At 41.5% G+C, this 24,170-nt stretch carries 21 protein-coding genes and 1 pseudogene; 14 read left to right on the forward strand and 8 right to left on the reverse strand.

Annotation, left to right across the window (positions count from 1 at the left end):
* Window positions 1-219 (forward strand): annotated as a pseudogene (locus Q1A31_RS04660) (hypothetical protein); the annotation flags it as partial.
* Window positions 220-359: 140 nt separating this feature from the next.
* Entirely contained in the window at window positions 360-1,769 is a 1,410-nt protein-coding gene (gene dbpA, locus Q1A31_RS04665; protein ID WP_299873060.1) for an ATP-dependent RNA helicase DbpA, read from the forward strand.
* Between the two features lie 113 nt (window positions 1,770-1,882).
* Here dbpA and Q1A31_RS04670 read toward each other — a convergent pair whose 3' ends face one another.
* The 3 genes from Q1A31_RS04670 to Q1A31_RS04680 form a co-directional block, all read right to left on the reverse strand.
* On the reverse strand, window positions 1,883-2,134 hold the full coding sequence (locus Q1A31_RS04670) for a hypothetical protein (RefSeq protein ID WP_299873063.1): 252 nt from the start codon (window positions 2,132-2,134) through the stop codon (window positions 1,883-1,885).
* 273 nt (window positions 2,135-2,407) lie between these two features.
* Window positions 2,408-3,133 (reverse strand): DUF3108 domain-containing protein, encoded by a 726-nt coding sequence (locus Q1A31_RS04675; protein ID WP_299873065.1) that lies wholly within the window; start codon window positions 3,131-3,133, stop codon window positions 2,408-2,410.
* 93 nt (window positions 3,134-3,226) lie between these two features.
* A complete protein-coding gene (locus Q1A31_RS04680; RefSeq protein ID WP_299873067.1) occupies window positions 3,227-5,146 on the reverse strand; it encodes a 5'-nucleotidase C-terminal domain-containing protein in 1,920 nt (639 codons plus the stop codon).
* A gap of 493 nt (window positions 5,147-5,639) precedes the next feature.
* Between Q1A31_RS04680 and Q1A31_RS04685 the strand changes: the two genes are divergently transcribed.
* The 3 genes from Q1A31_RS04685 (at window position 5,640) to Q1A31_RS04695 (ending at window position 9,091) form a co-directional block, all read left to right on the forward strand.
* Window positions 5,640-7,841, forward strand: a complete 2,202-nt coding sequence (locus Q1A31_RS04685) for a PhnD/SsuA/transferrin family substrate-binding protein (RefSeq protein WP_299873070.1) — start codon at window positions 5,640-5,642, stop codon at window positions 7,839-7,841.
* Window positions 7,838-8,449 carry a response regulator transcription factor gene (locus tag Q1A31_RS04690; protein WP_299873073.1) on the forward strand — a complete coding sequence of 204 codons (612 nt, stop codon included), beginning with the start codon at window positions 7,838-7,840 and terminating at the stop codon, window positions 8,447-8,449. The genes Q1A31_RS04685 and Q1A31_RS04690 overlap by 4 nt, the downstream gene beginning before the upstream one ends.
* A 123-nt stretch (window positions 8,450-8,572) precedes the next feature.
* Window positions 8,573-9,091 carry a hypothetical protein gene (locus Q1A31_RS04695; RefSeq protein WP_299873078.1) on the forward strand — a complete coding sequence of 173 codons (519 nt, stop codon included), beginning with the start codon at window positions 8,573-8,575 and terminating at the stop codon, window positions 9,089-9,091.
* Window positions 9,092-9,211: 120 nt separating this feature from the next.
* On the opposite strand, the gene Q1A31_RS04700 is transcribed toward Q1A31_RS04695, so the two are convergent.
* The 4 genes from Q1A31_RS04700 to Q1A31_RS04715 all read right to left on the reverse strand — a co-directional run bounded on the left by Q1A31_RS04700 (window position 9,212) and on the right by Q1A31_RS04715 (window position 12,251).
* Window positions 9,212-9,967: a VIT1/CCC1 transporter family protein gene (locus Q1A31_RS04700; protein WP_299873082.1), complete on the reverse strand. Its 756-nt coding sequence runs from the start codon at window positions 9,965-9,967 to the stop codon at window positions 9,212-9,214.
* 36 nt (window positions 9,968-10,003) lie between these two features.
* Window positions 10,004-10,345: a chaperone modulator CbpM gene (locus Q1A31_RS04705; RefSeq protein ID WP_299873085.1), complete on the reverse strand. Its 342-nt coding sequence runs from the start codon at window positions 10,343-10,345 to the stop codon at window positions 10,004-10,006.
* Between the two features lie 88 nt (window positions 10,346-10,433).
* Entirely contained in the window at window positions 10,434-11,399 is a 966-nt protein-coding gene (locus tag Q1A31_RS04710) for a DnaJ C-terminal domain-containing protein (protein WP_299873088.1), read from the reverse strand.
* 96 nt (window positions 11,400-11,495) lie between these two features.
* A complete protein-coding gene (locus Q1A31_RS04715) occupies window positions 11,496-12,251 on the reverse strand; it encodes an endonuclease/exonuclease/phosphatase family protein (RefSeq protein WP_299873091.1) in 756 nt (251 codons plus the stop codon).
* 209 nt (window positions 12,252-12,460) lie between these two features.
* Here Q1A31_RS04715 and Q1A31_RS04720 point away from each other — a divergent pair, with 209 nt between their 5' ends.
* The 9 genes from Q1A31_RS04720 (at window position 12,461) to Q1A31_RS04760 (ending at window position 23,256) form a co-directional block, all read left to right on the forward strand.
* Window positions 12,461-12,808 (forward strand): TraR/DksA C4-type zinc finger protein, encoded by a 348-nt coding sequence (locus Q1A31_RS04720; protein ID WP_299873093.1) that lies wholly within the window; start codon window positions 12,461-12,463, stop codon window positions 12,806-12,808.
* A gap of 57 nt (window positions 12,809-12,865) precedes the next feature.
* On the forward strand, window positions 12,866-15,265 hold the full coding sequence (locus tag Q1A31_RS04725) for a Lon protease family protein (protein ID WP_299873095.1): 2,400 nt from the start codon (window positions 12,866-12,868) through the stop codon (window positions 15,263-15,265).
* 9 nt (window positions 15,266-15,274) lie between these two features.
* Window positions 15,275-16,063, forward strand: coding sequence for a hypothetical protein (locus tag Q1A31_RS04730; protein ID WP_299873098.1), 789 nt, complete (start codon window positions 15,275-15,277; stop codon window positions 16,061-16,063).
* 548 nt (window positions 16,064-16,611) lie between these two features.
* Window positions 16,612-17,049 carry a host attachment protein gene (locus tag Q1A31_RS04735; protein WP_299873101.1) on the forward strand — a complete coding sequence of 146 codons (438 nt, stop codon included), beginning with the start codon at window positions 16,612-16,614 and terminating at the stop codon, window positions 17,047-17,049.
* A 39-nt stretch (window positions 17,050-17,088) separates the two neighbouring features.
* The gene (locus tag Q1A31_RS04740; RefSeq protein WP_299873104.1) at window positions 17,089-18,480 is read left to right on the forward strand and encodes an MBL fold metallo-hydrolase RNA specificity domain-containing protein; all 1,392 of its coding nucleotides are present in this window, start codon (window positions 17,089-17,091) and stop codon (window positions 18,478-18,480) included.
* A gap of 52 nt (window positions 18,481-18,532) precedes the next feature.
* Window positions 18,533-19,132, forward strand: coding sequence for a flavodoxin family protein (locus Q1A31_RS04745; protein ID WP_299873107.1), 600 nt, complete (start codon window positions 18,533-18,535; stop codon window positions 19,130-19,132).
* Window positions 19,133-19,235: 103 nt separating this feature from the next.
* Entirely contained in the window at window positions 19,236-20,762 is a 1,527-nt protein-coding gene (locus Q1A31_RS04750; RefSeq protein WP_299873110.1) for a thymidine phosphorylase family protein, read from the forward strand.
* The gene (locus Q1A31_RS04755; RefSeq protein ID WP_299873113.1) at window positions 20,759-21,682 is read left to right on the forward strand and encodes a ribose-phosphate diphosphokinase; all 924 of its coding nucleotides are present in this window, start codon (window positions 20,759-20,761) and stop codon (window positions 21,680-21,682) included. Before Q1A31_RS04750 ends, Q1A31_RS04755 begins: the two co-directional genes overlap by 4 nt.
* 11 nt (window positions 21,683-21,693) lie before the next feature.
* The gene (locus Q1A31_RS04760; RefSeq protein WP_299873116.1) at window positions 21,694-23,256 is read left to right on the forward strand and encodes a bifunctional aminoglycoside phosphotransferase/ATP-binding protein; all 1,563 of its coding nucleotides are present in this window, start codon (window positions 21,694-21,696) and stop codon (window positions 23,254-23,256) included.
* 68 nt (window positions 23,257-23,324) lie between these two features.
* Here Q1A31_RS04760 and Q1A31_RS04765 read toward each other — a convergent pair whose 3' ends face one another.
* Window positions 23,325-24,101: a zinc-dependent peptidase gene (locus Q1A31_RS04765; protein ID WP_299873119.1), complete on the reverse strand. Its 777-nt coding sequence runs from the start codon at window positions 24,099-24,101 to the stop codon at window positions 23,325-23,327.
* Between the last annotated feature and the right edge of the window lie 69 nt (window positions 24,102-24,170).

Here is a 24,170-nt window from a genome sequence, read left to right on the forward strand (position 1 = left end):
CGTTACATCCGTGAAGCACTTTATATGGCAGCATTAAGCGCCTCAAGTCATGACCCTCATGTTCGCGGGTTTTATTTGCATATGGTTGAAGATAACGGGTTAACTAAATTACAAGCCATCTGTGCTGTTATGCGTAAAATGCTGCTTGCTATGCATGGCATGTTGAAAGAGAACAAGCCTTTTGATGGTACACGGTTTTATGATTTAGTAGCATCGTGATTCATTAGTTTTTTCTATTCGTAATGGGATTATTCACTTGACGGCGAACAGAGTATCTTTTAGGCATTTTTTTGAAAAAATGCCTAAAAGGTGGGGGGTGTGTTTTAATACCCTTTTTTTAGACCAAATTGATTATTACCATGTCTAGCAACACATCTGAGCAACAATCCGCAACACAGAGTTTCTCTGTTCTCAAACTTCCTCAAGCACAACTCGAGAACCTGGATTCTTTAGGGTACGTGAACATGACCCCAGTGCAGGCAGCGAGCTTGCCACAGATCCTTGATGAGAAAGATTTAATCGTTCAGGCGAAAACGGGTAGTGGTAAAACCGCTGCGTTTGGTCTGGGTTTGCTGGATAAAATCAATCCGCGCTTTTTCGGTGTTCAATCTATGGTGCTTTGCCCAACGCGAGAGCTCGCAGATCAAGTGGCCAATGAATTGCGTTCGCTAGCGCGTTGTATTCCCAATATTAAAATTGTCACCCTGTGTGGTGGCACCAAGCTAAGACCTCAGGCTGATTCCTTAGAACATGGCGCACATATTGTGGTCGGTACACCAGGGCGAATTCAAGATCACTTGAGCCGTCAAACGCTGGATATTTCCCAACTCGAAACTCTGGTTCTGGATGAAGCTGACCGAATGCTAGATATGGGTTTCCAGGATGAGATCAATCACATCGTTAGAGAAACGCCAGAGAGTCGACAAACCCTGTTGTTCTCAGCAACATTCCCCGATTCAATTAAAAAGATGTGCCGCTCGATCCAAAAGGATTCAATTACGGTAAAAGTAGACTCTGAACATCAGGCAGATGTTATCCAACAGGTGTTTTATAAAACGAATCCTTATCAGCGCAAAGATACGTTATTGGGAATATTGGAGCATTACGCTCCCCAAAACACAGTGGTTTTTTGCCATACCAAAATTCAATGTGCAGAAATCGAATTATTCCTGCAAGAACATGATATTGATGCGTTAGCGTTACATGGTGATTTAGAGCAACGCGAACGTGATCAAGTCTTGGTGCGTTTTTCGAATAATAGTTGTTCGGTGTTAGTCGCGACGGATGTTGCTGCTCGTGGTCTGGATATTAAATCACTAGGGGCGGTCATTAATTATGAATTACCGCATGATCCTGAAATTTACGTGCACCGTATCGGGCGAACAGGCCGCGCTGGCGAGAATGGTTTGGCGCTAAGTATTTATCTTGAAGATGAAGTGTCGCGCATTATCGCGATTGAAGATTTTCTGGAAACAGAATGTATCAACGAAGAGGTTGAATCGCTCAATCGTAATATCAGTTTTAGTCTGGTAGCACCCATGACTACCTTGCAATTAGACTCAGGTAAAAAGAACAAGCTCAGACCTGGTGATCTACTGGGTGCATTGACCAAAGATGCAGGCTTAGACGGCTCTCAGATCGGTAAGATCAATATCTTTGATACGATGAGCTATGTCGCCATTGATAAAAGTGTGGCGGCAAAAGCATTGCAACACTTTAGGAATGGCAAAGTGAAAGGCCGCAATATTAGAGCCCGCGAAATCCGATAGGCATTAATGCGTTAAACGCAAAATACACCCCCACACTTTTAGGCGGTTTTTTCTCAAGAACTCTGTATAGACAGTTAGAGCAAAGTAATTAAATACTAGCCCTTTTAAACGGCTTACTTAGTACTTGATAAGAAGTGTTTAGCTCTATGCAAATGACTTTGTACGGCATAATCACGACGCTCACGATTTAACGCATGTGCTTCACGTTCGGTGCGTGCGGTGTTTGCCTGTCGACCATGATTTGAGACATATTGAGACGTTGATGATAGATATGCTCTTTCACAAGCCTTGTCATCGCAGGCTAATGCGCCTTGTGATGCGATCATGAAAGGAATGGATAATAATGCTGCTGCAAGTTTCTTCATTTTACTCACCTAGTTAATGGGATCTGTAATTCCCTAAATATTAACCCCGTGCTTTTTTGTTCTTTAAATGCGAAAGCTTAAAGACAGTTTGTCATATGAAAATGAAGCATTCTGTGTCTAATGTCACAGAATTGTTAGGACTTTGTATAAAAAGTAGGCAAATATAGTAGAAAATAAGCGCTCAAAGAGAAATAACTAGAATCTAAAGATTCTCATTTTTAAAGAGTATTCGATCGACCAGGAGTTAAAAAAATTAAGTGCCTAGTCGTTCGATCAGATTTTTTTGTAGCTTCTGATAACAGTAGTGATGACATCATCCTTCTCACGATGGCGTATTTTAACCGGTATGAAATCTATTTCTTTTGCCAGCCAAAAAACGGTTTCTCGTTTATTGCCGGTTCTAACTACTTTTACCTTAACCGTGTTAAAGGTACCAGCTGGTGTTTTAATCTGTTCATTACCTAATTTCTGGAAGTTGTATTGCTTTACTTTGCCTCGTTCGACAACGGTATAGTTTAGCTGCTGTTTATTGCTGCCAATATCATTCGCTAATACTAGTTCTAGCGATGCTCTATCTTGAATGCCAGATTGTACTGCCAGATTGAATTTATTATCTTTGTAACTACCAACGGCACTTTTGCCATTGAAGTGTACTTTGTCGATACGTGACTTACTGCGACGAGATTGATTGTATAGGTAATTTTGAGGCACAATATTTTGTCCAGAAAATAGACCATCTGTTTTTTCGGTGATCGTAATTCCTGTTAGCATCGCGGCAATGCCAGTGGCTTTTGTTGATTTTGAATAGATATAGCGATTGCCAGAATACTGGAGTGAAGCATTCAGGTTTCCAAGGCTCATGCTGCCTTTGGCAACTGAATAGTCAGCTTCAAATGCTTTGGGCAAAGCCTGAACAGCCTGAGTGGAAAGCAAGATCAAACTTAGTAGAAATGTATAGAGAGCATTCTTTTTGGTATTAAAAACTGTAGCTAGTCTCATTATGTAAACTCAAAAGGGATTACTATAAAGACTAGCACAGAATTTAAAAGTTCAGATTGTTTCAATCAGCAATGCTGTGTTGCTTGTTTTGAATTAACCCGTTTCACCTGCATAGTCAGCTAAGCCAGGGTTATCATTGATACCAACCAGTTTAGGACGATTCATTTTAGGTAGTTTAAGCACGTCGTCCTTGTCTTTATTTGCCAAGATATAGTCACGTACTACATCCCACATTAAACGACCATCAGGGGTGCGATTAACAGTGGCCCAACCTGCAAGCTTATAGGTTTTGTCTGGCTCAATTTTTTCACCATTGTCTAGGCGTGCGTCTGTAATACGTTCATAAAGCTTCTTGCTTGGGTCTATGGTGTAATCCAAACCACCCACTCGCACCATATCGCCGCCAGATTGTAAGTAAGGGTCTGGGTCAAATAGGTTATCAGCGATTTGCTCAAGGGTTTCTAAAAGCGCTTTACCTGTTATCTCACTGCCATAGGTTTCTGCGTAAGTCATGGAACATTGAGTCATTACATCTTCCATGGTGATCCAGTCACCTTTAAGGGTTGATGTACCCCAGCGAACGCCAGCAGAGAATGAAATATCTGCTTTATATTCGTGACGCAGTGCATTACACAACACCTGATCCCAGGTACCCATGAAATTTCCACGGCGGTATAAAGTGCGATCAGCTATAGCCAGTTTTTCAGTGAGGATTTCATCGTAGGTTTTACCTAATCGATCTTTATTTACTTTAAATTTTTCATTGCGCGCTTCGACAATTTTGTCATCATATTTAGTGCTACGCATTTGAGAAAGATATGCTTCCATTTCTTTATCTGCTGGCAACCAGTTCGTGATCACAGGCTTCATGTGGTAATGCATATTGGTTTTGCCATCAGAAATGTCAAAGTCCATCACGCCAACAAATTTACCGTTAGAACCAGCGTTCGTAACTAGCGTTTTATTACCGCCTTTGCTCGTAACTTCAATGGGTTTTGGCATTCCGTCGTGTGTATGGCCACCGAAGATTGCATCAATGCCACCCACGTTTTCTGCCATTTTGATATCAACATCCATACCATTATGAGAGAGCATGACGACTGCATCTGGTTTTTCTTCTGAACGGATTTTCTTAACAAGGTTTGCCATGTCTTCTTCGCGTAAGCCGAATGACCAGTCAGGGAAGAATTCAGGTGGATTTGCATTAGCCGTTCTTGGGAAAGCCTGACCAACTACCGCGATACGCTTGCCGCCCACTTCTTTCATTACATAAGGTTGGAAGGCATAGCCATTATCTTCATCAAATAAGCCTAATCCATCGTTTTCTTCAACCAGTTCGGCATAAGCGTCATCCATCAAAGAATCTTCTTTAACGCGAACATTCTGGCCGATGAAATCGCCTTTGAATAAAGCCACGTTACTCAGAACTTCTGCTTCGTTATAAGTGAATTCCCAGTGACCAATCATGACATCTACACCAAGAATGTTAGAAGCTTCAACCATGTCGACACCACGTGTCCAGAGCGAAGTACCGGAACCTTGCCATAAATCGCCACCATCCAGGGTAATGGTATTATCAACGCCACCCGCATCTTTTCGTAACGAATCTAGCAATGTTTTAAGGTGGGAATAACCCCCCATTTTTCCGTATTTTTTTGCAGCATTATAAAAATCAAGATAGGTATAAGCGTAAGCTTCAGGGCCATCTAATGGTAATTCCATTTTTTCTAAGAGTTTTTTACCAACGATATGTGGTGGTCTACCTAAAGCAGGTCCAACACCGAGGTTTACATTTGGCTCACGAAAATAAACCGGAAGTAACTGACCATGCACATCAGTCGTATGAAGAATACGTGCCTGACCTTTTTTGGGTATGGAATAATAACCTTCTGGCATCGGCGCTTGTTTGCCGCTAGCGGCTTGTGCCTGCTGCATTAGCCACGGCAATGATCCAGCACTAGCGGTGCTCACGGCAAGTATTTTTAGAAAGGTTCTTTTATCCATTATTGGCATGGAGGACTCCTGATTTGTAAGGGGATACGTAAAGAAGTCTGCTCAAGTTCTATAATTTCAAGTTCTGTAAAAACTAGGAAATCTCCCTGAAGCACCGATATATCAAGCGTCTCAAAGGCTCTCCTCTTGAACTTTACAGGCATTTTTGCATGCCTTTCATTATTATTAACTCGAATAGTCTTCCTTGGAATTTACTGAAATGAGTAACGAAAGTCTAGCTCATTATTAGAACTAATAAACAGTATTTCGGGCAATTCTGAGCTTCCATAATAATTGAGCGAGTTTGTAAGGGGCTATATAGTGATTATCATTACCGCTATGGTGGTATACCAGAATTATTCTTTTTCACAGATAATAAGCCATAGTTTTAGGCAGGTTACAAAGACCGCTTGGGTTATTGTTAAGCCCATCTTGCAACATAAATAGGCTAGACTGTGTTTACTTACCCCGTTACTTTTTATCTATGATACGAATTGTTTCTTTACTGTGGTTAATGCTTTTATTGACAATAAATGGTTTAGCCTATGCTGAAGAACCATTTATAAAAATTGGCGTGCTCAGTCATCGTGGCGATGCTTTTACGGTAAACGCATGGAGCCCAACAGCGCGTTATCTTACCAATCAACTACCCGATTACGATTTTGAAATCATCCCTTTGGATTTTGATAAGGTTGATAATGCTGTTAAGCAGGATGAAGTTGATTTCATTCTTGTTAATCCCGGTATCTATGTGAATCTGGAATATAAATACCGGGTTTCTCGTTTGGCGACAATGCATAACTTGCGTGGAGAAGAAGCTTATAAGGTATTTGGTGGGGTGATTTTTACCCGTAAAGACCGAAAAGATATCCAGACACTTGAAGACCTCAACGGTAAATCGTTTATGGCGGTCGACTCCACATCTTTGGGTGGTTTCCAAATGGCCTGGAGAGAATTGCAAGCCAAAGGCATTGATCCCTATAAAGACTTCACTAAATTAGAGTTTGGCGGTATTCATGACCGAGTCGTTCGTTCTGTAATAAACGGAGAAGTAGATGCCGGCACTGTACGAACCGATATTTTAGAACGTATGTCGAATAATGCTGGTCTGGATTTAGATCAGGTACGAATCATTAATCCGCAAACGGATATTAATTTTCCATTTAGATTGAGCACACGTTTATATCCTGAATGGCCTTTTAGTAAGCTGCAAAAAACTTCCGATGAGTTAGCAAAAAAAGTCGCGTTAGCGTTATTTGCCATGCCTAAAGATCACCCCGCTGCTTTGGCTGGTAGTTATGCGGTATGGGACTTGCCTCTGGATTACCAGCAAGTGCATGAGTTATTTCAGGAATTGAGGTTGCCCCCATACGATGTGATTGGAAAATTTACAGTCAGGGATGTTGTGCAAAAATATTGGTACTGGGGTTTGGCCGCTTTACTGATTTTATTGGGAATGGGCGTGTTGACTTCTGCCGTGGTTCGCCGAAATAAACGCTTGAAACGAATTCAACTTCGTATGGAAAGACATTATGAAAGGTTACTGGATTCTGTCGGTGATGGCATATATGGTGTTGATTTAAATGGTGATTGCACTTTTGTGAATAGAGGGATGGAGAAAATTACTGGATGGAAAGCTGATGAATTGATTGGTAAAAACCAGCATGAAATTCTCCACCATACGCATGCTGATGGTTCTAACTTTCCAGCAAATGATTGCCCTGTTTATCGAACGTCAAATGATAGTAAACCACGATTTATTAATGATGATGTATTTTGGAAGTCAGATGGCACATCTATGTCAGTCGAATACAGCTGTACCCCAATCAAAGGACCAAGAAATACAACGATAGGAAGTGTGGTGGTTTTTCGTGATATCACGGAACGTGAGCTTGTTAAGAAGAAAACCACAGAGCATCAGCTGCAGCTTTTTCATGTTGCTCGATTAAGTACATTGGGAGAAATGGCATCGGGTATTGCGCACGAGTTAAACCAGCCATTGACCGTGATAAATAACTATTCTCGAGCCTGTATCCGCATGCTGGGGTCTAAAGACAAATCAGCGGAAGGAAAATTAAAAGAAGGCCAATCAACGGAAGATCAATGTGCCGAAGTGATGGAGAAAATTTCAAAGCAGGCTGAGCGCGCCGGTGCAGTGATTAAACAAATCAGGCATTTTGTGAATAAGGATTTGCCTGATAAAAAACCTGTCAAAGTGTCACAAATGCTCAATGTGGTGCTAGAACTAACGCATATGGAAATTGAACGAAGGCAGGTCGATCTTCATTTAGATATCGACGAATCTGTAAACTGGGTGTTGGCGCAAGACACACAAATTGAGCAGGTTATGATTAATCTGGTTAGAAACGCAGTTGAGGCGATGGAAGACATTCCAGAAGAGCAGAGAAATCTGATCATCAAGACTGAAAATCAACATGATGGTAAGTTAAAGTTTAGTATTTCGGATTCTGGTACAGGTATTGATAAAGAGGTATTGGAGCAGCTTTTTGACCCATTTGTTACCACCAAAGAACAAGGAATGGGTTTAGGCTTATCAATCAGTCAGGGTATTATCGAAACACACGATGATAAGATAATCATCGAAGATAATGTCGACGGTGGTGTTAGCTTTAGTTTCAAGTTACCCATTATTAAAGCTTCAAAATTGGAAATGGAAAATAACAAAAGAAACGCCAACAACAAGGAAGTTACATGAGCGAGCAAATCACAGTTTTTATCGTAGATGATGATGAAGAAGTCAGAAGCTCTTTAAAGCTATTGATAGAATCGGTCGGACTCGAGACAGAAACCTACGACTCTGCGCAAAGTTATTTAGATAGTTTTGATGGTTCCAGAGCAGGTTGTTTGATTCTTGATGTGCGCATGAAAGGTATGAGCGGACTCACATTACAGGAACAACTGAGTAAAGAACCTATCTGCCCTCCCATTATTATCATTACTGGTCATGGCGATGTGCAAATGGCGGTTAGAGCCGTTAAAGCAGGTGCTTCTGAGTTTTTAGAAAAGCCATTTAATGAACAGGAATTATTAGACAGTATCCACGTTGCCATCGAAAGAGATGCAGAGCAACGCGGAAGAGCATCGCGCCTTGCTGAGATACAATCTAAAGTGGATAACCTCACAGATCGCGAAAAAGAAGTGATGGAATTGATTGTAACCGGCATGCAAAATAAGAATATCGCCAGCGAACTTCACATTAGCCAATCGACGGTAGAAGCACACCGTTCCAAAGTCATGGATAAAATGGAAGCTCGAACACTTTCTGACTTGATGCGCATGATTATTTCTTTAAAGCCCATGTGAGCAAATAAAAAAGTGCCTATAAGTACGGGGGTGTCAATTCAAAAATAACGAAATCAGATTTAAACAGGGAGCAATATGAAAAACACAATTAATCAAAATTTAAGTCACTTTTCCGGACTGCTTATGAATTTTAGTCTTTCCCGTTTACTGCTTGCCCTAATACTAATATCGTTTATTTATCCTCAGATAACTTCGGCTTCAGAGAAAAAACCATTTAGACCAGATCTGCATAAGTTCTGGGATAAAAATTGTTCTGAATGCCATGGTCATTCGGCTGATTTCGCACGGAAATTTCTAAAGGTTGTCGATGGCAAGCTACAAGGCCCCTTACATAAAGATAGCTTTCATTTGTTTCTACATAACCATTATTTGGTAAAGAATCAGCAAGATGCCATTTATGACATGCTACTTGCAGAAACAGAAACCCTGCCTCGTTTTAGAGATGAATGCAGTTCCTGCCACAAAAGAGCGGCGGAATTTGTGCGAGAGTCTTTGGTGTTGAAAGATGGTGAGCTTTATAACAGAGAAGATGATTCGGAAACTGGAGATTTTCTCCAATCCCATCAAGACTTGAAGGCAGAGGATATTGAGTTCTATATGACTTTATTAACACGGGTAGCAAACGAAGTTTATCGGCCATAAATCTCCGATATAGAATTTTTTATTCAACCTTCGAGATTTACAACTAGAGCAGTTTTTAGTAATTATTTAAAAAAAGCGCCGGAAGGATGGGGGGGGGGTGTTAAGAAATGCTAAGCAACGTTAAGCAATGTTAAATACTGTTCTTAATATATAACCAGTAAGGTAGGCAAGACCAGCTGCCGCACTTCCGGTCAGAAGCGTACGTAAGCCAGATACGAACACTGGCATGGCGAATAAAAAGCTTTTCAGCATGCCGATCGAAAAGAACATAACCCCAGCAATTCCACTGCTGATTAAAAACTGTTGCTGCATGCTTAGTGAATTAATAAGAAAAGGTAACAGCGGCATTGCACCCACTATCAAAAATGCCGCAAACGTAGTGAATCCGGATCTCCAAGGAGATGCGGTTGCTTTTGGTATTCCATACTCTTCAGTAAGCATGGTTTCTACCCATAAACGCCTATCCTGGCTGATAGTTTTTACAATTTCTTCTAAGATTTCCCCAGAAAACCCTTTTTGCTGAAAAATTTGTCTTATCTCTTCTCGTTCACCTTCAGGGATGTTATCTATGTGTTCTTCTTCGGTGCGTTTAATCGCTGCAGTAAATTCTTTTTGAGCAATAATAGACTCATAATTACTCACACCCATGCTAAAACCATCTGCGAATAAATTCGCAAAGCCTAAGACCAAAGCAACACTGGAGGGGAAGCCTGCACCCACTGCTCCAGAAACTATAGCAAAGGTGGTAACACATCCATCTATTCCACCCAAAACGGCATCGGATACATTTTGTGGCTTTGAAGCATTTTTCAGACGTAGTTTGATTGCCTCGGGACTGTGCTCATGACTAAGTTTTTTATTTACTTTTTTTTTCATTTAAAGAAAGAGTTGATTACTGAAGTAATAGACCAATCAATCAAATAGCTGATTTTGAGCGATATGTTTAAGCTGGTTTAGCTCTTTCTTCAAATTATCTATTTCATCCAGTAACTCCAGAGATAGTGCCACTCCGGACAAGTTAATGCCCAAATCTTGTCTTAAGCGCAGTGCTTTGTGCGTGCGTATTTGTGCGCTTTGATGGAACCGCCATTGACGGGTGGATTCGCCTTCGAGGGGTGCAATAACGCCTTGATCAACCAGCCGGATGATAAACTCGGCAGGGGTTTGACAGCACTGGCATAGCTCGGCAAGATTTAGGGTTGGTTCTTCTTCGAGTATGCTTCCAGATATAATATTTATCACATTTGTACTCATCGTATTTTCTCTATGTTCTTGTTTGTCGCCTTATTATTACGTTTTTAAGTAATTAAAGAAGGCTTTCAATAATTGGCTTTAGCCGATTTTAGAATAAATAACTGCGCGGATTAAAGTCGATCTCGTCGCGCATTTTTTCATTGTATTCCTTCACTTTAGGGTTTGAAGATGGTGGCAGTGTAATTTGTAACACTACATAAAAATCCCCTGCATTTTTACCCGGCAGACCTTTTCCTTTCAATCTAAGCTTACGCCCCTGTTGAGAATCTGGTGGAATTTTCATATCCATTTTTTTGCCATCTGGCGTGGGTACTTTTATCTTTGCGCCTAAGGTGGCTTCCCAAGGAGCAACAGGGACATTCAAGGAAATATCTTTTTCGTTGATGTTATATAGTTTATGCGGGTTGAAGGCGACTTCAATCAGCAAATCACCTGGCTCGCCGCCGCCATGTCCGGGATTACCTTGTTTGCTGAGGCGAATAGTTTGGCCTTCTTTGATTCCCTTGGGGATTTTTATGCTTAAGGTTCTATGTTTGCTGACGATTTGCCCTTGTTCGTTGATTTCGGGAATCGCCATTTTTACGGATTGCTTGGTGCCGTTTAGTGAGTCTTCTAAGTCAATCATGATCTTGGCGCGAACATTCTCACCCTTGGCCTGAAAGCCACCACTTGGACCGCCAGAGCGATGGTAACGACCACTGCTAGCACGATCGCCACCAAACAAGTCTTCAAAAAAACTACTGTAATCTTCAGCATTGCCTTGTGTATAGCCACCGCCACCAAAGTCAAAATTCTGTTCCCAATCGGGTGGCGGTTGAAAGCCATCCTGACCAGCTTTCCAGTTCTCGCCTAATTGGTCATAAGCTTCGCGCTTTTCCGGGTCTTTAAGGACTTCATAGGCTTCGCCGACTTCTTTGAATTTCACTTCGGCATCTGCTTCTTTGCTAACGTCAGGATGATATTTACGTGCAAGTTTTCGGTAAGCACGTTTAACTCCATCTTGAGGGGCATTTTTTTTCAGCCCGAGAATTTCGTAATAGTCTTTATATTCCATAGTTTTCTACTTTAAAGCTGTAACAACAGTGAAGCATTATCGGCGTAGTAAATGAGCAATGCGCTGTTGAAAATGGTTAATAAATATCGGTAACAATTAATCAAATAATTCAAATTCAGTAATTATCGGCAAATGGTCGCTGGCTATTTTAGATAACTTGTAACGACAGCGTTTCGCTGAAAGTAACCGTAAACCACCGCGATAATAGATACGATCTAAGCCACCTCTGGGTGAGAACGAAGGGTAGGTTTTAATCGCCTTGGGTGAACCCGTTTTACTCTCTTTATCGGTGGCACACTGGAATTCTAAACCTTCAATAAATAATGAGCGTAATAGAGAGCGCCAGTCGTTAAAGTCACCGCCGATAAGACAGGCAGCATCCTTATCTAAATCTTCATATTCTTTCGATCGGCATAACACGCCTGCTTGCTTTTGGCGTTCTTTCGCAGACAACCCTAAATGTAAATTGAAGACTTCCAAAGGATAGGTTTTACCGCTACTGCTTTTAACTTCTATGGTTGAATGCTGGCAACCTCTGCGCTTGCGCTGACCAATGGTCAGGTCGATATTACGCTCGCGTAAAATAGGGAAACGGCTGAGTGTGGCATTACCATACCAGCCTTTTTTTACACTGACGTTGTGCCCCATAACGTAATGAGGATAGCCCAGCGCTTCGGATAATTCCTTGGCTAGCTCTAATTCACGAGAGCGAGGTACGCCTTCATCAACCTCTTGGAGTAGTACGATATCGGCATCGTGTTCGCTTAAAATTTCAACAATTCGCTCAGGAGCGAAGCGCCTATCAAACCCTATGGCACGGTGAATATTGTAACTGAGAACACGAATTTTCAATTATCGATCCTTTTTCATTCTTGTTTATCATTAATCATACTCAGTTTCTATTATTTAGCATAAGTTCTGAGAATAATATGACACTCATCAAGTCTTTGGTGCTTAAGGCGGTCTATTCTAAATAGAAAAGCCACCCCCCTACTTTAGGGCGTTTTTTTCGGGTGAGCATCCTGTTTATTGAGCATAGCGTTAATTTTGGAGATAGGAACATGAATAATCAAATAAATAAAAATAGTAACAAAGAAAACGAGGTAGCCCTGCAACAATTGACTGAGTTGCAAGATGAGTTAGCGCAGCGTTTAAAAAATTTATCAGCAGACAGATCAAGCAGCCACAGTATTGACTCATCCGAACAAGCAGTAGAGCGAGAAAATGATGAAGTTGTCGATCAGTTAGAAAACGATACCAGAGAAGAATTAGAGCAAGTGCAACATGCAATAAAGCGCATCGAGAATGGCACTTATGGAATTTGTGCTAAATGCGAAGAAGAGATTTCACCGCAACGTTTAAAAGCAATACCGTATGCAACCCTTTGTATTAATTGTGCGGACACCTAGGATTTGATCAGCTAATATAAATACTATAAAAATTAAATAGAATGAGACAAGGGTAAGATGAGTAGTATCAAATTAAAGCCCGAGGAACTTTATAGGGTAACGAATCCGGCAGACATTAAATATGACACGACTGCTGAAATCGATAACTCGAAATACGGTGCTATAGGTCAATCACGCGCTTTAGAGGCGATTGAATTTGGCGTTGGCATGCGCCGTGAAAACTACAATATTTATCTGGCTGGTTCCAAGGGGCTGGGCAAACATGCGGTTATGCAAAAAATATTGGAACAGCACGCCAAAGATGAGAGCCCTCCATCAGATTGGTGCTATGTCGATAATTATGAGGAATTCTATAAACCAATTGCGCTTGAGTTACCAGCGGGAGTAGGCTTCAAATTGCGCACAGACATGGCGCAGTTAGTGAGTGATTTATTACTGGCAGTGCCCGCCGCTTATGAGAATGACGAATACCGCACTCGCATTCAAGAAATAGAAGGTGCCTTTGAAGAGCGCAGAGAAAAGGCGTTTGCAGAACTTGCCGAAGAGGCTGATGCAGAAGGCATCACCATGATCAATACGCCGACAGGCTATACCATCGTCCCTATTAGTGACGGCAAGCCGATGTCGCAGGAAGATTTCAAAAAGCTGGATGAGATTGAGCAAAACACAAAACAGGAAAAAATAGACGAGATAAAGGAAAAACTAAAAGATCTGGTGATGGAAGTACCTGTTTGGGAAAAAGAAACCAGAGAGCAATTCAAAGAGCTAAATACCAGCTTTGCTAAATCATCCGTTAAACCCTTTCTGAAAGCGTTAATGGACAAGTATTCGAAAACACCAGAAGTAAAGAAGTATCTTGATATCGTCAGTAAAGATATCGTTGAGAATATGCAGTTTTTCCTACCGGTAAATACGAACCCTGGCTTACTTGAAGGGCAGGGAGCACCACCATCGGCAGAACTTAGGCGCTATGAAATCAATGTGCTGGTTAATAATGCCGAGCTCCAAGGTACGCCCATCGTATATGAGAATAACCCTACCTATAATAACCTTATCGGCAGGATAGAACACATCGCACAAGATGGCGCTTTGATTACCGATTTCACGTTGATCAAACCCGGGGCATTACACAAAGCCAACGGTGGTTATTTGATTCTTGATATGCAGAATCTTTTAATGAATCCATTTGCATGGGACGGTTTAAAACGGACCTTATACGCCAAAGAAATTCGCATGCAATCGCTAGAAAGAATGCTCAGTATCGTGAGCACGGTGACTCTAGAGCCAGAAGCGATTCCTTTAAACATCAAGGTTGTATTGGTTGGGGATCGATATCTTTATTATCTGTTAAAAACCTATGATCCCGAATTCAATGAATTATTCAAAGCGACCGCTGATTTTTCAGAATCGTTTGATCGAGATGCGGATTCCGTCAATCAACTGGCGCAGATTATCTCTATCGTTACAAACATAGAAAAAACACGCCCAATAAAACGCGAAGGTGTTGCCCGAATCATTGAGCATTGCTCCAGGGAAACGGGCGATGCTGAAAAGCTCTCTTTGCATCGGGGAAAGCTCAAAGATTTGATTGTCGAATCAGATTACTGGGCAGGCAAAAATGGTAAAGATGAAGTTGAAGTAGCGCATGTACAAAGCGCTATTGATTCACGTATTCGTCGAGCCGATCAAATACAGGAACAAGTTCGGGAACAAATTTTACGTGACATCATTCTCATTGATACGGAAGGCGAATGTGTCGGTCAAATCAATGGCTTATCCGTTTATCAGCTTGGCGAAGACAGTTTTGGTCAGCCATCGCGGATAACGGCAACGGCGCGTTTGGGTCATGGCAATGTATTGGATATTGAGCGTGAAATTAAACTTGGCGGACCGATTCATTCCAAAGGTGTGATGATTTTATCGTCGTGTCTGGCGAATCGTTATGCCAAAGATCGACCCCTTTCACTCTCTGCCACACTGGTGTTTGAACAAAACTATGGTGGTGTTGATGGCGATAGCGCATCCATTGCTGAGTTTTGCGCGCTGATTTCAGCCCTCTCTGGGCTACCCATCAATCAAAGCTTTGCGGTGACAGGCTCCATTAATCAGCATGGTGCAGCGCAGGCAATTGGTGGTGTTAACCATAAAATCGAAGGCTTTTTCGATATATGTAATGCCAGAGGTCTCAGCGGAAATCAGGGGGTGATTATTCCTCGCGCTAATCTAAAACATTTGATGTTAAAGCATGATGTTGTTGCAGCCGTAAAGAAAAAACAGTTTCACGTACACACAATTGATGACGTTAATGATGCACTTGAATTGCTCATGGGAAAGAAAGTGGGCGTTGCCAATCGCAAAGGCAATTACCGCAGGGGCACGATAAATCATCTGGTAATGAAGCGTCTGGAAGAGCTGCATCAACTGCACGGTAAATACGCCATGACAGATAAAAGCTAGATAACCGTAATGTCGAATGAGCTAAATCAGAGAGGTAGAGGAGTACAGATTTTACTGGATAATCAGAAGGATCAACATGAATCGCTTTTGACTGCTGCTTTAATAGCCAGAAAACTAAAACTAGTACTGCAAGGTTTATTTATTGAAGAAGAGAACCAGATACGAGCTGCAGATTTGTCCTTTTCACGTGAAATTTCACTCTGGTCTGCTAAGGAAAGACAGATATCTAGTGAGAGCGTACATAGGATTTTACGCGCAAATGCGCGCCTTACACAAAAAGAATTAAAGAAGGTCGCGAATAGTGTAAAGGTCGATTGTTCATTTCAAGTTATTCGTGGTGAAAGAGTTCAGTGGATAAAAGACAATATTGATTCAGCGGAAATACTTTTTTTAGGGGGGAATAAATTAGTAAATAGATCGTTTCAGTCGCTTAAGTATTGTTGTGAAGTCACCCCCCCACTTTTAGCCGTATTTGATGGTTCAAAGGCATCGGAAAATGCTTTTAAAATAGCGGTGCAGATAGCCGAGAATAATAAAAAGTCTTTATTAGTACTCTTGCTTGTTAATGATTTGTCAGATGAACAAGCTATAAAAGATCAAATAAATCTGTTGATCCAAGACCATCCAGATATCACTTTAGGCATTGAAACAATGACACAAAGCCAGTTTTCTAATAAATCAGGACAGATGCGCGCTCATATGCTGATCATTCCCCGTGATATGCAGTGGCTGCAAAATAAAGCACATTTTGGTGCATTTATTCAGCAAGCACATTGTCCGGTTGTATTAGTTAGATAGGGGTTAGGTAATAGCTTGGTTTTTGCCTAAAAAAAGCCCCACATTTGCCTGACTATTTAAATACTGAGCATGTTGGCTGAGTTTAGTGATTCTAAGATTATAACCAGCCTACCAGCTGTGCATGTACTCCACTATCTTTAACCCCATTAAGTACCTGCAAAGATTTTGTAGTCTCAGAATTAAAACCAACAATCATTAGATGAGGTTGTTTGTCAGGAAGTTCGGCTGAGACCACGCCTGCAAGTTTACAAACCTTTTGCGATAAATCATCTCGGTGTTGTTTATTTAATTCCTAGTTGATGTGCACGACTACTTCTGTATTTTTCATGGAATTAATCCTCTGATTATTCTTGTTAAATGCGCATAATATTCTCATGAACGAATATAGGCCTTTGGTTTTTTGAGTTCTGTGAAATAAGTCACTTATGAATAAAAATTAAGACATATTAATGATAGAGGTCAAGACGTTAAACAGACATTCATGCCAGTATGACGTCGAAGTGGTTTAATAGAAGATTTGTCCTTAACTCAAAAAGAGGAGAATTAAAATGTCTAAGATATGGATACTAGTAGCAGATGAAGCGAGAGCTAGAACTTTCACTGCCGATAAACCTGTAGATCCAATGGTTGAAATTAACTCAATGACCTCACCCGAGGCAAAACTGCGAGATCAGGATTTGGTATCTGATAAACCCGGTAGAGTAATAGGCGGCTCTGATCAGAGCAAGCATGGTGTCGGAGAAAAATCAGAACATAAAGAGCAATATGCTGTTCGATTTGCAAAAGAAATTGGTGCTTATCTTGATGATAATTTACGTGATAAGTCATTTGGTAAATTAATTCTGGTAGCGGCGCCTCATTTTCTGGGTTTGCTCCGCAAAGAATTAAGTAAAGAAGTTGAAGCGGTTATTTCACTTCAGCTTGATAAAGACTTAAGCAATATGGAAACCGAAGAGATTCGAGAGCATTTACCAAAATATTTATAGTTATTCTTCGTTAGCTAACTTACTACAAGGATTGGATTAATGAAAATTAGTTTTCATGGTGCGGCAGAAGGAGTGACAGGTTCTTGTCACCTTATTCAAGTAGCGGGTAAGAAGCTATTGATAGACTGTGGTCTGTTTCAGGGTTCAAGAGAGGTTGAGGAAGACAACGCTAAACCTTTCGGATTTGATCCCGCCGCTATCGACTACCTTTTATTGACTCATGCGCATCTGGATCATTGTGGTCGTATCCCATTACTCGCTAAGCAGGGATTTGAAGGGGAAATTATTACGACCATGGCGACTCAGGAATTAGCCCGAGTCGTGATGCTGGATTCTGCTCATCTAAATGAAGAAGACGTGCGCCGAAAAAATCGTAAGCTGAAGCGTAAAAGACATGTTAAAGCACTGATTGAGCCTTTGTACACAACAGAAGATGCACTTTATGCGCTAAATTACTTCGGTCGTAGAGCAAGCTATAACAAGCCCATTCAAGTAGCAAAAGGCATCAAAGCAACCTTTATAGATGCCGGGCATATTCTCGGTTCGGCATGTATTTTTCTTGAACTGGAAGAGGAAGGTCGTAAACGCACCGTATTGTTTTCTGGAGATTTGGGTACTAACGGTAGAGCTATCCTTCGAGACCCTGACACCCCTCCGCATGCTGATGTTGTGGTTATGGAAACGACTTATGGTGATAGAGCACATAAAGAACTTGAGCCGTCTATTGATGAGTTTTTTGAAGCGATTAATCAAACCGTATCACGTGGTGGAAATATCATTGTTCCAACATTTGCGCTAGAAAGAGCGCAAGAGCTTTTATATTACTTGCACGAGGGCTGGAAAGAAAAGCAGCTACCAAGAGGTTTGCAAGTGTTTCTTGATTCTCCTATGGCGATCTCAGCAACCAATATTTTTGCGCGCCATCCTGAATGCTATGACAGCGAAACCAAAAAGTTATTTGCCAGTGGTCATGATCCGTTTGATTTTCCATCCCTACATTTTTCTCATGAGGCATCAGATTCAATGGCGTTGAATAATATTCATAGCGGCGCGTTGATTCTTGCAGGTTCTGGCATGTGTACGGGTGGGCGAGTTCGTCATCACCTGAAAAAAAATATATGGCGAAAAGAATGTAGCGTTATCTTTGTTGGCTTTGCTGCCAGAGGAACACTCGCGCGTCGAATTGTTGATGGTGCTAAAACCGTTTCAATTTTTGGTGAAGAAATCGCAGTCAATGCTCAAATTTATACTATCGGTGGTTTCTCTGCGCATGCCGGACAAGGTGAGTTACTCGCATGGCACAAAGCGATCAATAAACCTCAAATCACCTATCTCGTGCATGGTGAAGTGGATGCGATGGAAACATTTGCAGGACTTTTAGAAGATACAGAAGTACGTATAGGTAAGCGCGGTCAGGAGTATGACCTTTAGTTCTCATTAGACAGTTTTACCTTCAACTATTGTCGAAAATAGGAATAACATCATGACTAAAGTATTAGCAGTGAATGGTTCTTATCGGGATGATGGTGTAACTGATAAAGCGGTAGATATACTCATTCAAACACTCTTGATTCAGGGGGTTGAAGTCGAGTATATCCATCTGCGTGATCATCCCATTGAATTCTGCCTAAATTGCCGAGAATGCACACAACAAGCCGGAGAGAAGCCTGGCAAATGTGTCATCGATGATGGCTTAAATGAGTTGGTAGAAAAAATAGAAAACGCAGATGCTTACATCTTCGCTTCCCCAACGAATTTTGGCTCTGTTACCGCCTTATACAAACGCTTCATGGAAAGATTAGTCGTTTATGGTTATTGGCCGTGGGGTGCGAAGTTTCCCCTGTTTCGAAAAGCTAAGATAAACCCGAAAAAGAAAGCTATTTTAGTGTCTTCGAGTGCGGCTCCCGGCTTTATGGGGCGGTGGTTGTTCGGAACGATTGGGCAACTAAAAAAATCAGCAGAAACGGTGGGCGCTAAACCTGTAGCGGTTTTATTTACGGGTATGGTAGCAAGTAAACCAGATCAGGAATTAACCGAAACAAAAATAATGGAAATACAACAGATGGCTGAAAAACTAATTTAAAAAAAACGCGTCAAAGTTGGCGGGTGGGTTAAAAATGAATTGTAAGATTTATCCTCTATTATTTATGCAATAAACTGGTTTTTCAGCTGCTTATGGACTCAATATGACCACTTTAAAATTACGTAAAATTGCCATCGATACCTACAAGGAAAATGTCGCATATCTGCATCGCGATTGTCCCCTTTATCACACGGAAGGTTTTCAGGCGCTGAATAAAATCGAGATTTGGGATGGCGATGGAAGAGCGCCAGTCATTGCGGTACTAAATATCGTTGATGATGAAAATATCGTTGCGCCTGACGAGTTAGGATTGTGCGAACGAACGTTTCGCCAGTTTGGCGTAACCGAAGGTGAGTCTGTCAGCATCAATCACGCGACACCTCCTGCTTCTATTCTTGCGGTACACAGTAAAATCGCGGGTAATAGTTTAAGCGCCGATGAGTATTTGAATATTTGTAAAGACATCGTAGCGAATCGTTATTCTAAAATTGAGATTGCCGCATTTTTAGTGGGAACGGCAGAATCAGGTTTGGAGCGCGAAGAAATTCTCTATTTAACGCAGGCTATGGTTGCCACAGGTGAAACGCTCGATTGGGAAGAATCTCTGGTTGTTGATAAGCATTGTATTGGCGGCATTCCCGGAAATCGTACCACCATGATTGTTACCCCTATTATTGCTGCGCATGGAATGCTGATGCCAAAGACATCAAGCCGTGCAATTACATCACCTGCAGGAACAGCCGATACGATGGAGGTGTTGGCTAATGTCGATTTGCCGCTAGATAAACTGCATTCGATTTTACGCCACCAGCGCGCATTTATAGCATGGGGCGGCACCGCTAAACTCGCACCAGCTGATGACTTTTTTATCTCCGTGTCGCGTCCGCTTTCACTGGATTCATCCAGTCAAATGATCGCGTCCATTTTGTCGAAAAAAGTTGCTGCTGGCTCAACGCATTTACTCATCGATATTCCTATCGGCCCCAGTGCAAAAGTGAAATCACAATCTCATGCCTTAAAACTCCGTAAAATGTTTGAATATGTCGGTGACCGAATGGGGCTTGAAATTGATGTGGTGATCACTGATGGTAAACAGCCCGTAGGCAAAGGAATTGGGCCGGTGCTCGAGGTTCGCGATGTGATGCAAATACTGCAGAATGATCCTGAAGCGCCTCGTGATTTACGCGAAAAGTCATTGCAATTAGCGGGTCGTATACTCGAGTTTGATCCTGATGTTAGAGGCGGTGAAGGTTATAAATTAGCCTGCAATATACTCGAATCAGGGCGTGCGCTGGATAAAATGCAATCGATTATCAAAGCACAGGGTGAAAATACTGAGCCGGCTTTGCTGGGAAAATTAAAACATACTGTTACTGCGCTGGAGAGTGGAACTGTAGAGGCGATAGATAATTTACAAATGGCGAAGATAGCAAGATTGGCAGGCTCGCCAATGGATAAAGGAGCGGGGGTTGATTTGCATAAAAAAATAGGCGATCAAGTTAGCCAGGGCGATCCTTTATATACTATTTACGCTGAAATTAATGCTGACTTTAATTTTGCCAAAGACTCTAGTGATAAGAATAATGGTTATCGAATCGAGTCTTCTAATCAGACATCGAGCCAGACATGACATCGTCTTCAACGTATTTATTGCTAGGTTTTCCTGAGTCAAAACGACAAGCCCAAGAGTTGGCGAAACTCACAGGAATTTCGTATGCAGATATTGATATCCACGTCTTTCCTGATGGTGAAAGCAAAATCACTTTGCCAGCAGATGCATTGAAATCTACAACTCAGATAGTCATTTATCGTAGTCTCGATCATCCCAATAATAAACTCTTAGAGCTAATTATGGCCGCACGAGGCGCAAGGCAACTCGGGATTAAGAAGATTATACTGGTAGCCCCTTATCTGGCTTATATGCGCCAGGACATAGCGTTTAACCCCGGTGAAGTCGTCAGTCAGAAAGTGATTGGTAAACTATTGTCAGAAAGCTTTGAGGGCGTGATTACCGTAGATTCACATCTGCATCGCATCAGTAAACTGTCTGAAGCCATCCCGGTTGAATATGCGATTAATTTAACCGCGACTGAGCCCATGGGAGAATTTCTAAAACAACATGTTGATAGTCCTTTTTTGCTTGGCCCTGATGGAGAATCACGGCAATGGGTCGAGGCTATTGCCTTACCGAATAAAATGGACAGCAGTGTCGCTACTAAAGTACGTCGTGGTGACAAAAACGTAGAGATCAATTTGCCCGCTGGTGATTATCAAGGGCGGAATATGGTACTGGTTGATGATGTGGCAAGTTCCGGTCAAACACTGATTCAGGCGGCAAAACAACTTCAGCAATATCAACCTGCTTCTATATCGGTATTGGTGACGCATGCTTTATTTATGGAAGGTTCTATCGAAGCGTTGAAAGAGCAAGGTGTAATCAATATCTGGAGTTGTAACAGCATTAAGCATCCAACGAATCAGGTTTCTTTGACGGGTTTATTAGCAAGAGAATTAAAGGAAATTCTGCAATTAACTGGTGAAAATACTTAAAGGTCCTGAAAATGAGTTTTAACATTAAGAAGCTGTTAAATCCCGATGTTTATGATCATCCTGTTAAAAACATTGAGTTAATTGAAACCCATATCTCCTGGGTTGTGTTAACCGGTGACTATGCCTATAAAATTAAGAAACCGGTGAATTTTGGCTTTCTGGATTTTTCCACCTTGGAAAAAAGAAAGAAATACTGTGAGCAGGAATTAAGCCTCAATCGCAGATTAGCCCCTGATATCTACTTGGATGTTGTTACTATTTCAGGCACTCCTGAATCTCCTTTGATTTCAAATGGCAGTAATTCAATAGAATATACAGTTGAATACGCGGTGAAAATGCGCCAATTTCCACAATCGGTACAACTCGATAATATGCTTCACGCAGGTAAACTCGGGAATAAGCATATCGATAGCATTGCGCAGATGGTTGCAGCGTTTCATGAAAATACAGCGGCAGCAGGCGCTGACACGAATTACGGTAAGCCTGAAAGAATTTCCCAACCAGTCAAAGAAAACTTTGAGCACATAAGCGAAGCGTTGAAAGTATCTGCTTATGACGAAAAGTTGAGTGCGTTAAAAAAATGGAGTGAATCTGAATTTGCCCGGTTACAACCGGTTTTCTCCCAGCGCAAACGCGATGGTTTCATCAAAGAATGTCATGGTGACATGCACTTACGCAATCTCGTGTGGTTGAATGACAAAGCATTGGCTTTCGATTGTATAGAGTTTAATGATAACTTACGTTGGATTGATGTCATCAGCGAAATAGCTTTTTTGATTATGGATTTACAAGATCGCAAGCAAGATCATCTCGCTTATCGTTTTTTAAATGCGTATCTGGAAATTACAGGCGACTACGAAGGGCTTTCAATCCTCCCTTTTTATCTCAGTTATCGTGCGATGGTGCGAGCCAAAGTTGATGCCTTGCGTATTCAGCAAATAACAGATGATTCGAAAAACACAGCGCTGGCAGAGTTTGATTCTTACATCGCGTTGGCTTTACGCTATGCCAAAGAACGATCTCCTGCATTAATCATTATGCGGGGTTTATCTGCATCGGGTAAAAGTACGGTATCCCAGCAAATTCTGGAGAACACTGGCGCGATAAGAATACGTTCCGATGTCGAGCGCAAGCGCATGTTTGATGTATCTCTTGATGTTACAGCGAAAACGTCGAATGGTGTTAATGAAGGCATTTACACTTCTGAATCATCTGAACAAACTTATGAAAAGCTTCTTGAGCTAGCATCGATAATCATAAATGCTGGCAATACCGTTTTTGTCGATGCTGCATTTTTAAAACAACAACAACGAGAGCCTTTTAAAAAACTGGCTAAAAGTAGGGGGGTGTCATTTGTTATTGTCGAAGTCACTGCTTCCCATGATGTGTTGCGAGAGCGAATTATTGCGAGAAAAAATGACGTGTCGGATGCGGATCTTGCGGTGCTTGAGCATCAAATAGCTCAATGGAAAGCGTTGAATGAAGAGGAGCTTGAGTTTGCTGTTACCGTGAATACTGAAAAGCCGTTGCAGTTGAAATGCCTGCTTGATGAGATTAAAACGTTGACTGACTAATCCCAATTATTGTTGTGGGGTTAGATATAGTCTCAGTTATAGGTCACCCCGCCACTTATGGGCACTTTTTAGTACTTATCTAATTTTAAATAATCCTGCTTATAAAACAGCACCAATTGCTTATAGACCTCTGCACAATATTCAAAGAGAATTTCAGGCGCAGTAAAAAAGTATTCACTGATCACGGCAAAAAACTCAGCGGGATTGGTCGCAGCGTATTCGTTGATTGTTGTTGGCTCGAAATTTTCTATTTGATTCACCAGAATATCGTAAGCGTGGCTGAGTGAATCGGTCCATTGCTTGCGGTGCATTTTCGGATGCAATGGTGGCATACCATTGGCACGACCATTGAGCATATCCAGTTTGTGCGTAAATTCATGAATCACAACATTACGCCCGGGGTGATTATGTAAGCTGTCGCGTTCGACGTCAGTCCATGCGAGTATTACTGGTCCTCTGGACCAGGCTTCACCACTTAACGCAGAACTGGTTTCGTGAACTAGCCCGAAATTATCGGTGACGTTTCGATATACCACAAAGTTATCAGGGTAGACGACGATTTCTATCCAGCCATCGTAATAGCTCATATTGAGGTTTAAAATAGGAAGGCAGGCCTGTGCAGCGATCATCAGCTTTTTTTCATCATCGACGACAAACCCACGAATGCCAGTGAAGGTTTTTTCGTAAATAAATAGACTGCTGAGCCTTTTTAATCGCGCTAACTCTCTGGGTTTTAATGATTTTAAAATTTGAATTTTATTGATTGCCTTAAGCCACAAAGCATCATCAACTAAATGTTTTCGCAGGATAAATTCTTCTTTAAATTTTCTAATCAAATCGAACATGAAATTGTTACCGTGTAGTGCGTAAACTCTGTTATTGAAAAAGTTGGCCAGTTTGTAAAGGTTATTTTC

Source organism: uncultured Cocleimonas sp., assembly GCF_947495625.1.
Classification (GTDB): domain Bacteria; phylum Pseudomonadota; class Gammaproteobacteria; order Thiotrichales; family Thiotrichaceae; genus Cocleimonas.